At 47.3% G+C, this 14,738-nt stretch carries 11 protein-coding genes; 9 read left to right on the forward strand and 2 right to left on the reverse strand.

The features are described 5' to 3' along the window. The first annotated feature begins 3 nt into the window (after nt 1-3). The 9 genes from DW015_RS06325 to DW015_RS06365 are packed head-to-tail and all read left to right on the forward strand — an operon-like array spanning nt 4 to nt 11,228. The gene (locus tag DW015_RS06325) at nt 4-1,884 is read left to right on the forward strand and encodes a DUF4430 domain-containing protein (protein ID WP_207659360.1); all 1,881 of its coding nucleotides are present in this window, start codon (nt 4-6) and stop codon (nt 1,882-1,884) included. Between the two features lie 10 nt (nt 1,885-1,894). Beyond that, on the forward strand, nt 1,895-3,625 hold the full coding sequence (locus DW015_RS06330; protein ID WP_181979862.1) for a prenyltransferase/squalene oxidase repeat-containing protein: 1,731 nt from the start codon (nt 1,895-1,897) through the stop codon (nt 3,623-3,625). Then, entirely contained in the window at nt 3,613-4,545 is a 933-nt protein-coding gene (locus tag DW015_RS06335; RefSeq protein WP_117904958.1) for a MoxR family ATPase, read from the forward strand. Before DW015_RS06330 ends, DW015_RS06335 begins: the two co-directional genes overlap by 13 nt. Beyond that, complete coding sequence (locus tag DW015_RS06340) at nt 4,542-5,510, forward strand: DUF58 domain-containing protein (RefSeq protein WP_117904960.1); 969 nt, start codon at nt 4,542-4,544, stop codon at nt 5,508-5,510. Before DW015_RS06335 ends, DW015_RS06340 begins: the two co-directional genes overlap by 4 nt. A gap of 17 nt (nt 5,511-5,527) precedes the next feature. Continuing rightward, nucleotides 5,528-7,549, forward strand: a complete 2,022-nt coding sequence (locus DW015_RS06345) for a transglutaminase family protein (protein WP_117904962.1) — start codon at nt 5,528-5,530, stop codon at nt 7,547-7,549. Beyond that, nucleotides 7,546-8,076 carry a DUF4430 domain-containing protein gene (locus tag DW015_RS06350; protein WP_117904964.1) on the forward strand — a complete coding sequence of 177 codons (531 nt, stop codon included), beginning with the start codon at nt 7,546-7,548 and terminating at the stop codon, nt 8,074-8,076. The genes DW015_RS06345 and DW015_RS06350 overlap by 4 nt, the downstream gene beginning before the upstream one ends. Further along, complete coding sequence (locus tag DW015_RS06355) at nt 8,073-8,939, forward strand: energy-coupling factor transporter transmembrane component T (protein WP_117904966.1); 867 nt, start codon at nt 8,073-8,075, stop codon at nt 8,937-8,939. Before DW015_RS06350 ends, DW015_RS06355 begins: the two co-directional genes overlap by 4 nt. Then, the gene (locus DW015_RS06360) at nt 8,912-10,552 is read left to right on the forward strand and encodes an ABC transporter ATP-binding protein (protein WP_117904968.1); all 1,641 of its coding nucleotides are present in this window, start codon (nt 8,912-8,914) and stop codon (nt 10,550-10,552) included. The genes DW015_RS06355 and DW015_RS06360 overlap by 28 nt, the downstream gene beginning before the upstream one ends. Continuing rightward, the gene (locus tag DW015_RS06365; RefSeq protein WP_117858119.1) at nt 10,542-11,228 is read left to right on the forward strand and encodes an ECF transporter S component; all 687 of its coding nucleotides are present in this window, start codon (nt 10,542-10,544) and stop codon (nt 11,226-11,228) included. Before DW015_RS06360 ends, DW015_RS06365 begins: the two co-directional genes overlap by 11 nt. Nucleotides 11,229-11,259: 31 nt before the next feature. Here the strand turns inward: DW015_RS06365 and DW015_RS06370 are convergent, their stop codons facing one another. Together DW015_RS06370 and DW015_RS06375 are read right to left on the reverse strand one after the other, a co-directional pair. Further along, nucleotides 11,260-11,841, reverse strand: a complete 582-nt coding sequence (locus DW015_RS06370; protein ID WP_117904970.1) for a helix-turn-helix domain-containing protein — start codon at nt 11,839-11,841, stop codon at nt 11,260-11,262. Between the two features lie 65 nt (nt 11,842-11,906). Continuing rightward, on the reverse strand, nt 11,907-14,588 hold the full coding sequence (locus DW015_RS06375; protein ID WP_242993230.1) for a cation-translocating P-type ATPase: 2,682 nt from the start codon (nt 14,586-14,588) through the stop codon (nt 11,907-11,909). Nucleotides 14,589-14,738: the final 150 nt, after the last annotated feature.

Raw genomic sequence — 14,738 nt, forward strand, 5'->3', positions numbered from 1 at the left:
TGTATGCGTTTTTATAATATGAGCAGTTATAAGACCCCTGAAAATCCGTTTTCAGCACTGTCTGAAAGCCTTGCGGAGGAGGACGGACAGGGCGGAGAGGGCTATGAAACAAGCTCTCAGCCAAAGGACGAAAGCTCAGATATGGACAGCTCACAGGCAGATGACAGTGATAACACTGATAGTAGCGACAGCAATACAGATACAACAGAAAGCGCTCCGCAGGCTGACAAAAGCGACGGAAATTCCCCGACAGTAAATGGCGGGAACACGAATGTTACCATAAATACCCAAGGTGAAAATAAGTCTGACGAGGTAAAGAAAAAGCCTGACAGCAAGACCGAAACTGTCACAAAGAACACCGACACAGAATATTTCACCACCTCTATAAAAGAGGGCGAGCGTGTAAAAAAAGCCCTGTATAAGTTCACAATAACACATAAAAACAAGGCTCTCACAGTGCAAAAAGTTCAGGTCACTGTGAACGACAGCGTTGTAAATCAGTTTTCGGGCAGCGTTACCCTTCACGCAGGAAAAAACACTATCCGTGTTGCCTGCACTTATACCGACAAAAGCGGTCAGGTGAAAAGGGCTTATAAGGACTATACAGTTTATTTTGACAAAAAGGAGATAACCTTTGACACCGACCTTGCGGATAAGGATACTGACACAGAAAGCATAACATTTTCAGCCACAGCTTTTTACGGCAGTGATAAAATACCTTTGACAGTAAAAGTCAACGGTGAAAAGCTTTCAGGCGGTGAAACTTTTACCGCACAGCTTTCTGATGGCGAGAATACTATAACTCTCTCTGCGGAAAAGGGCGGCTCAAAGGCTGAAAAAAGCTTTAAGATAAAATACACTCCTGCGGAGTTTTCCATCGATACCGACCTTTATGACCGTACTGTAAATGATGCCGATTTTAGCTTCTATGCGAGAATGAAAGGTCAGAGCGGCAGTGCAAAGCTAAGCGTTATTCTAAACGGCAAAAAGCTTTCGGGCAGAGATAATTATACCTGCACCCTCCAAAGCGGTGATAACCGTATAAGGCTTTATGCAAAAGACGGTGACAAAAAGATAGACAGATCTTTCACTGTCACCTATGTCCCCCTTGCAGACGATACCACAAGACCTGAGATAACGTATATAAACGTCACCAACGGACAGACAGTGAAAGGCTCGGGCTTCACCCTCAGATTTAACGCACAGGACTATCAGGGCGGAAGGATATATGCCGACAAGACCGAGGTCTGGCTAAATGGGCTTTCTGTTGAGTGTATCGCACAGGACAGGAACTCAGCCTATTATCTCAGGCTTTCGGGCGGGGCAAATCTTCTTGAAATAAGGGTGTATGACCCCGAGGGCAGATATGCGGATCATGCCTATACCATAAATTCTGTCAGCGCACAAAAGGGCGAGCAGACAGGTGTTATAACAATGAGCTTTGACGCCGATACCATAGGGCTTGGACAGCTTGCCGCAGGCTCAGAGGTGGCAATATACGAGGGGGACACAGGCGTTGACGTTATAGAGCGTTTTCTTCAGCAAAACGGCTTCACAGGTGACTTTACAGGCAAGGACGACCAAAGATATCTAAGCCGAATACACAAAAGCGGTGCGTTTGCAGGTGGAGCAGTAAACAGCGAGCTTGCGGAGCTTATAAAAAATGATGGCATTGCAGACAGCAACACACAGTATGCCGACAGCCTTGGAGAATTTGACTACACCTACGGCTCAGGCTGGGTGTACACTGTAAACGGCAATATGCCTGCATACGGCATGGGCAAGGTGAACTTCACCGACGGCGACACTGTAAGGCTTGCGTTCACAGTTGCCTACGGAAGAGATATAACAGGTTCACAGGATAGCTATGACAAAACATGGTAGGAGGATATTGTTGAAAACGAGAGGTTTTCTTGGCAGATTAGTGGCGGTGTTTGCAGGGGCAGTAATGCTTCTGACAAATGTTCCTGCGGTGAATGCAGATAATGCAGATAAAAGGGACAGGATAACTGAAAGCGCAGAAAAGGTCTGTCAGTGGCAGCGTGACAAAATGGGCATTTCTCAGGACGAGAGCATTTTTTCGGGGGATTTTCTGCAAAACGCAGGCATAGGAAGCTCCGATTGGCTTGCCATAGGCATTTCACGCTTTGGTTTTGAGGAGGACTATGAGGCTTATCTCACTGCGCTTCCTCAGCGTGTGAAAGCTCTTTCAGATACCGACAACGCTACCGAGTGGCAGAGGTGCGCTATAACAGCCTCCGCAATGGGAGGCGACCCTGCCGACCTTGGAGGCATAGACCTTGTGAAAGGCAGTGTTTACGGCAGAGATGAAAATAATTCCGTAGGCAAACAGGGCCTTAACGGCTGGATATTTGCACTTTTGACCCTTGATACAATGGGCTACAAGACCCCGGAGGATGCAGAATTTGACAGAGAGCGTATACTTGATGAGATAGTTTCTTCGCAGAATACCGATGGTGGCTTTTCGCTGTCAAAAGGTGAAAGCGATATCGACATCACCGCAATGGCTTTGCAGGCGATCGCCCCATATTTCAATGATTTTTCCCGTGACGATGTTAGAAAAAGCGTTGACAAAGCGGTGGAGTATCTAAGCGGCAAGCAGGACAGCTCAGGAACGTTCGGAAGCGCAGAAGCTGATTCGCAGGTAGTAATAGCACTTTGCTCGCTTGGTATAGACCCCGAAACTGACAGCCGTTTTGTGAAAAGTTCCGACCTTTTGACCGCCCTGCTTTCCTATCAGAACAGCGACGGTGGATTTTCACATGAAAATGGCGGCGATTCTGATGAGCTTGCCACAGGGCAGGCGCTTTGCGCACTTGCGGCACAAAAGCGTTTTGAACTTACGATGCGACGTATTTACGATATGAGAGAGGAGCTTTCAGTTCTACAGCGTGAAAAGCTTGACGGCATAAACGGCAGGCTTTCGGATATCTCAGACGAGGAGAGCGCAGAAAAAGCCTTGAAGCTTTTCAATGACCTTGATTGTGACGAACGCACATATGTGAGATACGGTGCAGAGCTTGAAAATGCGGCAGAAAAATACAGCCTGACCTTGAGCGACAGGGCTTTCACTGTGGAGCTTGCACAGACAGACCATGGAAACGGTTGTGTATACAGTATTGAGAAAACGGAAATATATAAGGGCAAAAAAGGCTTTACAAAAAGCGACAGGAACAAGCTTGAAGCCCTGAGAAAAAACGGTGTTACTTCGGGGGACTGCACTGTTACAGCGGTGCTTTTAGCCCATGCAAAGGCTGACGAGAGCCTTTCCGACAGGGATAAGATAATATCAGAGCTTGAAGAAATGAACGCCAAAGCGAACGAGCTTTACAGTGAGATATCAGACCTTAACAGTATCATAAGCCGTGAGCTTTATCCTGTTGACAGCGTTGGAAAAGACAAAAAGGAGCTTTTGGAAAAGACCGCAGAGAGGATAAAAAAGCTTCCTGAAAGCGAGCGGAAAAAGGTCACTTCTGCTGACGAGATAATAAAAGAGGCGGAGGATAAAAACGTGACAGTGTATGTGATATCTGCGGCAGCGGTGCTGTGCGCAGTGGGAGTTTTCACAGTGGTAAGAAAGAAGGGTAAAAAATGCGTGAGATAACAGATGAAGTGAAAAAGGTCATAATCGGCAAGGATGAAGTGGTGGATATGGTGTTCGCCGCAATTTTGGCGCAGGGTCATGTGCTTATGGAGGACGTTCCGGGTGTGGGAAAAACTACTCTTGCGGTGGCGTTTTCAAAGGCTTTGGGGCTTGAAACAAAGAGGATACAGTTCACCCCTGATACTGTGGCTTCCGACATCACAGGCTATACGGCTTTTGACAGACAAGCACAGGGCTTTACTTTTCACAGCGGTGCGGCAATGACGAATATACTTCTTGCAGACGAAATAAACAGAACCTCAGGCAAGACGCAATCTGCCCTTTTGGAGGTCATGGAGGAGCGGGCCTGCACAGTTGACGGCAGAACTTATCCTCTGCCTGAGCCTTTTGCAGTGATAGCAACGCAAAACCCTACAGGCACAGTTGGCACGGCGGCACTGCCTGTTTCACAGCTTGACAGATTTATGATAAAGCTTTCAATGGGCTATCCTGACAAGGCGGCAATGCGAAGCATAATGTCAGACCGAAGCAGTTCAGACCCACTGGCAGATGTGAAAGCCGTCTGCACCGCTGAAAAGCTTATAGAAATGCAGAAAAAGGCAAAGGCTGTTTTTGTTGACGACAGCGTTTATGACTACATCTCAGACCTTTGCGACGCCACAAGGCATAATGAAAATATTTCTCTGGGCGTATCCCCAAGAGGTGCTTTGGCGCTTTGCAGGATAGCAAAGGCGTGGGCGTGCTATAAGGGCAGAGAATATGTCGTTCCTCAGGACGTAAGAGATTTTTTTGCCCATGTTTGCAGCCACAGGATATCACTTTCTGCAAAGGGCAGGCTCTCAGGGCTTGCGGCAGAAAGTGTGCTTGACGAGATACTTGGCAGCGTAAAATGCCCTGAGAATGAGGAAAAACGCAGATGAAGAGGCTATGCTTCTGCCTTTGCACAGCTTTGGGCATACTGCTTTTTGTGCTGAGAAAGCCCATTGGCATATCGGTGCTTGGTTTGTGCGCAGTGCTTTTTGTATTGTCAGTATGTGTAAATATGTTCTCGAAGAAAAAGCTGTCAGCAACACTGGCAGGCGACGGCACAGGCTTGAAAAATAAGGACATGCGCCTTAAATTTATCTTCACAGGAACTTGCGGCGAATACAGCGGTAAACTGTGGCTTAGAAATATGCTCACAGGACAGTGCGAGGACATAAAGGTGCATTTTATCATCAGCAGAGAGCCTGCTCAGGTGGATATCACTGTAAAAAGCGACACCTGCGGAAAGATAAAAGCAGAGTTTTTGACACTAAGAGCCTTTGACTTTACAGGGCTAACATGGAAAAAGGCGCAGTGCGAAATAAAGGGCAGTGTGAACATAATGCCTGATGCCGCAGAGATAGATGAGAGCGAGGAAGCAAAACTCAAAGAAGCCCTTGAAAGCGACTTTTTCAGCAATGAAAACGAGGGCTTCGACCACAGCGAGCCTATCGGGATAAGAGAATATCGTCAGGGGGACAGCTATAAATCGGTGCATTGGAAGCTGTCTTTCAGACTTGGCGATATCTACGTCCGTGAATATGGCGAGCCTGTTACTGACAGCCTTTGTATCTACGTTGAAACAGGCGGAAATGTCCCCGCAACGGATTATGACCGCATTGCTGCAAAGGCACTGAGCCTTTCAATGTATCTTTCAGACGGCGGTATAGGGCATTACATGGCATTTTACAGCTTTTCTCAGCAGAGAAAAGTTTTCGAGCATATCGACAGCGCAGACAGCTTCACTGTCGCTCTGGACAGCCTGCTTTCTTCACAGCCTGAGCAGGGAAAAGAGCGACTGTCGGAGTTTTCAGAGCTGTTTGAAAGAAGCGGCATAAGCCGTGTTATCGAGATAAAATAGTAAAAGAGGTGACAATTTTGACAGCAAGTGTTTGCTATGTGGAAAAGCACTTTTCAAAGGGTGTTTATATCATGCAGAGCCTTTTTGGTGCAGTGACAATGCTCCTGCTGTCATTGTCGCTTGGTATGGGCTGGCGAGCCTTTGTTTTGGTAGGTGTGTGCATATTGACAGCCCTTGCAGGGGTATCAAAAAAGACTTTGCCTATACCATTTTTTGCCGCACTATTGTCGGCGGTGATATTCCACAAGAAGTTTTTAACAAGCCTTGCAGGGCTTTTGAACTGCGTCTTGACCGCCCACGGTAAAAGCGTAGGAGTAGTGGAAATGCTTGTGGAAAAAAGCTCAGACCCTTGGTTTGCTCTTTGCGTGGGTGCAGTGATAGTTTCCACAGTGCAGAGCATTTTCAGCCGTCTTGACAGCAGAGTTTTTACAGTGGCAATGCTTGCGCTTTTTTTGTGCGCAGGTATCTTTATTGATATTCCTCTGTACTATGCCACTGCAGAAGTTGCGTTAGGTATCCTTGCATTGACGTTTTCCGGCAGCATAAAAGGCGATTTGAAGCCCTTTGTGCTTATACTTACAGCATTTTGCGCAGTGCTTATAGCCTGCCTGACAGGGCTTTTTGATAAGCTTGCCAACTTTGCCTTTGCCGATCGCTTTAATACGAAAAGTGAGTATGAGATCATAATGGAGCACCCACAGCCATTGTATCTTATGGAGAGCCGTTTTGAGAAAGAAACTAACGGCGTGTGGGGGGAGCTTAGCGGTGAGGAGAAATATGCCTACTCAGATGAGTTCTATTGGCTTGATAAGCTTGATTTCTCACCGGCTTTTCAGACCGCTTTGCTTGACAATGCCATTGATATATCCGACAGCGGCAACGTTACAGTAAACATCAAAAATGGCGGAAAGCCCCTTTATACCTATGGTATGACCGCCGCAGAGAACGCTTTTTCCGACCCAAAGATAATAGGCGGAAGCTTTGAGAACACCAAAAGCTATTACAGGCTTGCGGTGTCGGAAGGCTATCTCACAAAGCCTTTTGGCACATTTGATACCCTGCGCATTTCTGAGCCTGCGGATTATCTTGCCGCAGAAAAGGGTTATCGTGACTATGTTTATTCCACCTGCCTTGACATATCAGCCGAGGACAAACAGCTTGCCGCAAACCATTTTGATCTGCAAGGTTCTCAGGGTAAACTGCGGTCTGATATGCTAAGCTTTTTTGTGTCAGACACAGTGCTTGACAGGTCAAAGACCTATGGGGGCGAAAGCTCTTTTGCAGATGTGCTTGAGGTAACTTGCCGTGGGGGCGAGGAGGATTTTGCTGCCGCTGCTGTGAAGATCTTCCGCGCAAAGGGCGTTCCTGCCAGACTTTGCAGAGGATATTTTATCACATCAGATATGACCAAAGGTCTTACAGATAACTCAGCCCTGACCGTCACTTCAAAACAGCTCCACTATTGGGCGGAGTATTACAAAGACGGCATAGGTTGGCAGCCTTTCGAGGTCTGCCCCGATTATGTTGGCATGATAAAAACTGACGACAGCTCTGTAAAAGCAAAGCCCACCAACCAAGGTGGCGAAGCCCTTGCTCCCGAGGACGAGGACAAACCAAGGGAAGAGATCTTTGAGGAGAACAAGACTAAACCTGTGGAGAAAAGCTATGCGGTATATATCGTTATAGGTGCGGTAATACTTATATTCTGCCTTATTGCGGCAATAATAGCTTTGGTAAGAAAAAGAAAGTTTGCCGCTCTGCCTGACAGCAAAAAGGTGGAGAAGCTGTTCTTTGCAGGCAGAAAAAAGCTTTGCGGCAGGGATTTCTCAGACCATACGCCAATGGAGCTTTCCGAGAGCATAAAAAAGACCTTTGGTGCTGATATGGCGGAAAGCTTCGCAGAGTGCGAGAAAATATACGAAAAGGCGAGATTTTCAAGGCTCGAGATAACCAAAGAGGAAATGGCAGTGGTTAAAAATTTCGCAGGTCAGGCAAAGAAAGCCAAAAAGCTCAAAGGTCAGGAGGGAGCAGGAAAGTGAAAAAGGATATCGCTCTGCTCATAGTCATAATTTTAGCAGCGGCAGCGGTCATAAAGGGCGTTGATATTCAGTCCGTTGACGAGTATTACAGCCTGCACAGCGATGATACCGCAAATGCCGCTCACACTGTCACTCTGACAGTGGATTGCTCTGATATTTTGGATAATTACGATATGCTTGACAAAAATCTCCGTGACGAGCGCTATGTGCCCTCAGACGGCATTGTTATGCCTGCGGAAAAATATGTTCTCCGTGAGGGCGACACCGCATTTGATCTGTTGGAAAAAGCTACAAGGTGCGGGAAGATACCCCTTGATTATCAAGGCTCAGAGGATAATATTTACAACACTGTGTATGTCCGTGGCATAAACAATATCTACGAGTTTTCCTGCGGTCCGTCCTCAGGGTGGACCTATACGGTAAATGGCGAAAGCCCCGATAAGGGCTGTTCACAGTATGTCCTCCATGACGGTGACAGCGTGGAGTTTTACTACGTTTGCGACTACACAAAGGAGGCGGTGAAATGAGGTTGTCAGCTTTTCACCCTTTGACCGCCCTTGTGTATTTTGCGGCTGTGCTTGCGGTGACAATGTTCTGCTTTTCCCCGGCCGTTGGTATATGCTCGGCAGTGGGAGCGTTCCTGTTCTGTGCCATAACTCAAAGCTGTAGACAGACCGCATCAGACTTTGCTTTCTACATTTTTCTTACCGCCGTTTTGACTGTTACAAATCCACTTTTTTCACATAAGGGCGTAACGCCGCTGTTTTTCGTAAACGGCAAGGCTTACACAAAGGAAGCCCTTTTTTATGGCTTGACCGCCGGTTTATCCCTCACCGCCGTGATAATGTGGTGCAAAGCTCTTGGAAAGGTGCTTACAAGGGAAAAGCTCCTATACATTTTCGGTCGAAAAACGCCAAAAGCTGCCCTTGTGATAACAATGACAATGGGCTTTATCCCGAAGCTCAAAAGGCTTCACAGACAGCTTTTGGACGCTTTGAACTGCTCAGGAGCGAACACCTCCGACAGCCGTTTTGACCGCCTGAAAAAAGACTGCACAGTGTTCACAGCCCTTTGTGCAGGTACGCTTGAAAGGGGAGCGGACACAGCCGCTTCAATGAAAGCCCGTGGCTATGGTATCCGGAAACGAAGCTTTGCACACTCGTTCAAGTTCAGAGCATGGGACGGCATTTTTGTGGCGTTTTTTGCGGTTATCTTTGCATTGATGCTGATATTTTCCGCAAAGGGCGAGCTGTCCGCCGCTTTTTACCCTGTGATAAAGCTTGAAAACAGCGTTTTTCCTGTGGGAATGTTCGCATTACTATGCGTTTTCCCGTTTATTCTTGAAGTAAAGGAGAGCATAAAATGGAAATATTGTCTTGCGAAAATGTAGCTTTCAAATATAAAGAAAGCACGGACTATGCCATTTCTGACTGCACTTTTTCAGTGAAAAAAGGCGAAAAAATAATGCTCTGCGGTGCTTCGGGAAGCGGAAAATCTACTTTGCTCAGGCTTCTGAAAAGAGAGCTTTCCCCAAGGGGCGAGCTTTTCGGAAACATCACCCTTATGGGCAAGGACAGAATAGAACTTTCTGATAGAGAAAGTGCTGAAAAGATAGGCTTTGTAATGCAAAGCCCTGACAGCCAGACGGTGTGCGACAAAGTATCGGCTGAGCTTGCTTTCGGGCTTGAAAGCTTTGGTGTGAAAAGTGGTGAGATACAAAGCCGTGTTGGTGAAATGGCGGCTTTTTTCGGTATCGAGCCGCTCTATGACAGGGATATCTCCACTCTTTCGGGCGGTCAGAAACAGCTTGCTGCACTGTGTTCCGTCATGGTCACAGACCCTGATATCCTGCTTCTGGACGAGCCTACCGCACAGCTCGACCCCGTTGCCGCAAGGGAGCTTCTAGGCATTTTAGACCGCCTTAACAAAGAAATGGGCGTGACTATCATCATTGCCGAGCATGACCCCGAGGAGCTTTTTGACTCCTGCGACAAAATTCTGTATCTTGCCAAGGGCAAAACCGAGTTTTTCGGTACGCCTGCCTTGACTGCAAAATATTTTGTGGAGAACGCTCTGGAGGGCTTTCTTCCCGAAACCGCCAAGACGTTCGCAAGGCTTTGCGATGACCTGCCCCTCAATGTAAGACAAGGCAGAACCCGGCTTGAAAAGCTTGGCATGACGGATATTCCCAAGCAGGCAGTCACTGATACAGAACGTGCTGAGTCTTATGCCCTAGAGTGCAAAAATCTGTGGCAGAGATATGAAAAAAACTCCCCCGATATCCTCAAAGGCTGTGATCTTGGTATCAGAAAAGGGGAGTGCTATGGGCTTTTAGGCTCGAACGGAGGCGGAAAATCAACGCTCCTGCGTGTGATATGCGGACTTTGCAAGCCTTATATGGGTGCTGTATCCCTTTTCGGAAAAAAGCAGAAAGCCTATAAAAACGGCTCGCTTTTCCGTGAAATGCTTGCATTTTTGCCCCAAGAGCCTGTGACAATGTTTGTAAAAGAAAGCGTCCGTGAGGATCTTTTGCAAAGCGGTGACAAAGTCGCAGTGGAAAATGTTTCACAGCGCATGGGCATAGAACATCTTCTTGACCGCCACCCTTGGGATCTCAGCGGCGGTGAGATACAGAAATGTGCTTTTGGAAAAATTCTTCTTGCTGACCCGAAAATAATAGTCCTGGACGAGTGTACAAAGGGCATGGACAGTTTCGCCAAAAAGGCTCTTGGTGATATTCTTTTGGGCCTAAAAGACGAGGGCAGGACGATACTTCTCGTGACCCATGACCTTGAATTTGCCGCACAATACTGCGACAGGTGCGGACTTCTTTTTGACGGGAAGATAGTCGCCGAGGACAATGCTGTGGAGTTTTTCTCTCACAATCGCTTTTACACCACCGCCGCCGCAAGGCTCACAAGGGGCTTTTTCAGCGGTGCAGTGACATCAACAGCCGTAAGAGAACGGCTCGCAATGGTGAAAAGAGGTCAAAATGAGCAGTAAAAAACTTGTGTCAGGGCTTATCTATCTTCTTGTCATACCCCTTGTGTGCTTTGGCGGCATAATGTTTTTCAGAGAACGCTTCTATTCTTTCGTCACCGCCGCACTTGCCATTCTTACCGTGGCAGGCTATTTTCTTCACTTTGAGAAAAAGCATTCCGACAGCACACAGCTTGTGATAATAGCCGCCATGACCGCATTGTCCGTTTTCGGCAGGATAGTTTTCAGCTTTCTGCCGGGCTTTAAGCCCTGCACCGCTATAGTCATTATCACCGCCCTTTATATGGGAAGAGAATCGGGCTTTATGACAGGCGCAATGACCGCCCTTATCTCAAACTTCTATTTCGGACAGGGTGCGTGGACGCCTTTTCAAATGCTGGTTTGGGGTCTGACAGGATATTTTGCAGGAATGTTGGCTGATAAGCTTATAAAAAGCAAGCCACTCCTCGTGACCTACGGCATAATCTCAGGAGCGGCATTCTCACTTATCATGGACTTGTGGAGCTGTCTGTGGGCTGATAACGCCTTTATTCTCAGCAGATATCTTGCCCTTGTTGGCTCGTCAGCCTTTTTCACCCTTATATACGCAGTTTCCAACGTGTTCTTCCTGCTGGTTTTATCAAAACCTTTTGGCAGGATATTTAAAAGGCTGGATAAAAAATATGGATTAAAAAATTAGACCGACAAAGCTTTGCCCTGTCGGTCTTTTGCTACGGCTTGAATTTGTAGAAACCGTCGTTTGTACAGTAATAGCAGAAATATCCCGCACCGTTTCGTGGAAATCTCACCGCAAGATCCTGCTCAGGATAGGTTTTGACAAGCGTCACCCTGTCATAGGATACAAACGCTATGAACGAAATGTAGTGCCCCTTTGTCATCTCGTGAGGACAGGTGACGAACCATTCGTCCTCCACTTCTTCAAGCTTCAAGGCGTGACCCTCGTCTGCGTCTTTCATTGTAAGGGGTGTAAGCTTTTTGCCGCAGCATGAAAGCTCTCCGCCCCCAAGTGATGTGAAAACGCTGCCGCATTTTTCGCATACATAGAATTTTATTTTGTTCATTGTAACAGCCTCCGAATTTTCCCCAAGCTCCCCTTGAAGAAGCTTGTCGATATTGACTTCCAGCACCTCTGAAAGTGTGCCAAGCAGCGAAACGTCAGGGCAGCCCAGACCCCTTTCCCATTTTGATACCGCCTTGTCGCTGACGTGTATAAGCTGTGCAAGCTGAGCCTGCGTCAGACCTTTCTCAGTGCGCAGTTCACGGATAAGTCTGCCTGTTTTTTCATTGTCCATTGTATCGCCTCCATGGTAATATCATATAATACCTAAAGCGATTTGTCAATCTACTCTTCGTAGACTTAATTCTGCGGAATGTTCACTGTTACGTCAGGAGATTTTTTGCCAATAAAAAGCTTTGGTATTATGCCTGCCCCAACAGGCACGATAGCCGCCGCTGATGCCGCCACAAGAAACTCTCCAAGGCTCGGAACGGCTGTGAAAAATACCTTTTGCAGAACAGGGAGCCATATGCCTGCAAACAGTGCTGACGCTGATATGAATACAGAGAAAAGCAGGAATGGGTTTGAAAGATAAGGCACAGTGAAAAGGGTCTTCTCTTCCGATTTACATTCAAACACATGAATAAGCTGACTAAGCACGAGGGTTATAAGCGCACCTGTCCTTGCAGTGCCGAGAGAATGGGTGTTAGTGAGCAGAACAGTGAAGCTTGCAAGGGTGCAGATACCGATAAGAAGCCCTCTTATGACGATACGCCACATAAGACCGCCGCTGAAAAAGCTGTCGTCCTCTTTTCTGGGGGGCTTTTTCATTACCGAGCTTTCCGCAGGCTCAAGCCCCAGCGCAATTGCAGGCAGACTGTCTGTAACAAGGTTTACAAGAAGTATCTGCGCTGGAAGCAGTACCATAGGAAGCCCCATTAAAATTCCACCGAGCATTGTTATGACCTCGCCTATGTTGCAGGAAATAAGGTAGCGCACGAATTTTCTTATGTTCTGATATATGGTCCTGCCCTCCTCAACGGAGTTCACAAGGGTGGCAAAATTATCGTCAAGAAGTATCACGTCAGCCGCCTGCTTTGTGACCTCTGTGCCTGATATTCCCATTGATACACCTATGTCGGCTTCTTTTATAGCAGGTGCGTCGTTTACCCCGTCGCCTGTCATTGCACAAACGTGCCCACGACTTTTGAATGCCTTTACTATCCTGAGCTTGTGTTCAGGTGTCACCCTTGCGAACACACGGCAGTTTTCTATTACCTCGTCAAGCTGTTTGTCGTCCATTCTGTCAAGCTCGTCGCCTGTCAAAGCGATAGAGCCTGCTTTCATAATGCCGGCTTCTTTTGCAATAGCCTGGGCAGTGAGCTTGTGGTCGCCTGTTATCATAACTGTCTTTATGCCTGCACGCTGACATTCCGCCACCGCCTTTGCGGCTTCAGCCCTGAGAGGGTCTTTCATTGCCATTAGTCCAAGAAAAGCCCATTCCCCGTCCACCTGCTGTGAAAATGCTATCACACGCAGACCTTTTGAAGCGTATTCATCGCACTTGTAAAAAGCCTGTTTTCTCATTGCTCCGCCAAATGTCAAAAGCTCGCCGCTGTCAGAAAAAACGTGGCTGCATTCCTTTATGATAACGTCAAAAGCGCCTTTCCTGAATGCCGTTGTAACCCCCTTTTCGTCAGCGCATATTACCGTCATGGAGCGTGTTTCACTTTCAAATGGAAGCTCGTCAGTTCGTCTGTAACCAAGGGAGCTGACGTTTATACCTGAGTTTGCGCAGGCTATGAGTATAGCTGTTTCTGTAGGGTCGCCCTCTGCGCAAAGCTCGCCTTGCCTGCCTCCTCTGTCACGCTTTTTTATCTTTTCAGGCGGGCAGAGCCTTGCGTTGTTGCAGGCAGCACCGCACAAAAGTATCCTGCTAAGGTCAGGGCTTTCCCATGCTTTGAGGGCTTTGTCATCAAAGCTTGCACCCTCTTTTGTTACGCCGTAAGCACGGCTTTTCTCGGTGCAGGTGAAAATATCAGTAACTGTCATTTTATTCATTGTCACAGTGCCTGTCTTGTCAGTGCAGATAACAGTGGCACAGCCGAGTGTTTCCACTGAATGAAGCCTGTGAACAAGTGCTTGACGCTTTAGCATTTTTCTGACCGCAAGAGCAAGCGCTATTGTCACAGTGGCAGGCAAGCCCTCAGGTATTGCGGCAATGGCTATGGTTATTCCTGTCATTGCCATATTGAGAACAGGCTCGCCCCTTAGTACGCCTGCAAGAAAGACTACCACACACACTGCAAGGCAGATGACAGCAAGAGTTCTGCCAAGCTCCCCGAGCTTCTTTTGCAGGGGAGTTTCAGGCTCTTTTATCTCATCAAGCATGGTTGAGACCCTGCCCATTTGGCTTCGCTCACCTGTTGCCACCGCCGTGACCTCGCCAACGCCCTTTGTTACCACCGTTCCCATGTAGACCATGTAATCCTTGTTCAAAGCGGTAAAATCTATCTCAGATGTACGGCATTTCTTTACCGCAGGCACAGCTTCACCGGTGAGTGCGGATTCGTCGCATGATAACGCCCTTGATGAGTTTATGTAGCCGTCGCAAGGCACTCTGTCACCTGCTTCGAGGGTAAAAACATCTCCTGCCACGACTTCCGATGCAGGAATTTTCACAAGCCTGCCGTCACGATATACCATGGCGGTGGGAGCGGTCATGTTTTCAAGCTTTTCCAGAGTTTTTTCACAGCGGTATTCCTGAATAAATCCCAGCGCAGCGTTAATTATAACTATAAGCACGATAGGCACAGCGTCAGCATATTGCCCAAGTGCTACGGATATCACCACCGACACAAGAAGTATCATCACCATAACGTCATGAAACTGTCCTGCAAAAATTTTCGCCGCAGAGGTCTTTTTCTTTTTGGCAAGGCGGTTCTCTCCGTCCGTACTGAGCCGCTTTTCAGCTTCCGCAGTTGTTAGCCCCTTTCTTGTGGTCTGGTTTTCCGTAAGCTTCTTTTCAAGTATATCCAGCACAATGTATCTTCCTTTCCGGTTTTTTGGCTTTTGCCTTTGCTTATATCATATGCGGACAAGTCCCAAAAAAGAACTTTGCGTTGTTGCCTGAAAAATCATATTGACTTTTTTAAGAAAATATGTATAATAGTATATAAGCCATGAAAATAA

The organism is Ruminococcus sp. AF37-20 (genome assembly GCF_003460465.1).
Lineage (GTDB): Bacteria > Bacillota > Clostridia > Oscillospirales > Ruminococcaceae > Hominimerdicola > Hominimerdicola aceti.

What these genes read in the sequence shown, in the direction of transcription:
- DW015_RS06360 (WP_117904968.1), top strand. Translation starts at nt 8,912, where the DNA reads ATGGAAATATTGTCTTGCGAAAATGTAGCTTTCAAATATAAAGAAAGC.
- DW015_RS06355 (WP_117904966.1), top strand. Translation starts at nt 8,073, where the DNA reads ATGAGGTTGTCAGCTTTTCACCCTTTGACCGCCCTTGTGTATTTTGCG.
- DW015_RS06365 (WP_117858119.1), top strand. Translation starts at nt 10,542, where the DNA reads ATGAGCAGTAAAAAACTTGTGTCAGGGCTTATCTATCTTCTTGTCATA.
- DW015_RS06370 (WP_117904970.1), bottom strand. Translation starts at nt 11,841, where the DNA reads ATGGACAATGAAAAAACAGGCAGACTTATCCGTGAACTGCGCACTGAG.
- DW015_RS06325 (WP_207659360.1), top strand. Translation starts at nt 4, where the DNA reads ATGCGTTTTTATAATATGAGCAGTTATAAGACCCCTGAAAATCCGTTT.
- DW015_RS06335 (WP_117904958.1), top strand. Translation starts at nt 3,613, where the DNA reads ATGCGTGAGATAACAGATGAAGTGAAAAAGGTCATAATCGGCAAGGAT.
- DW015_RS06340 (WP_117904960.1), top strand. Translation starts at nt 4,542, where the DNA reads ATGAAGAGGCTATGCTTCTGCCTTTGCACAGCTTTGGGCATACTGCTT.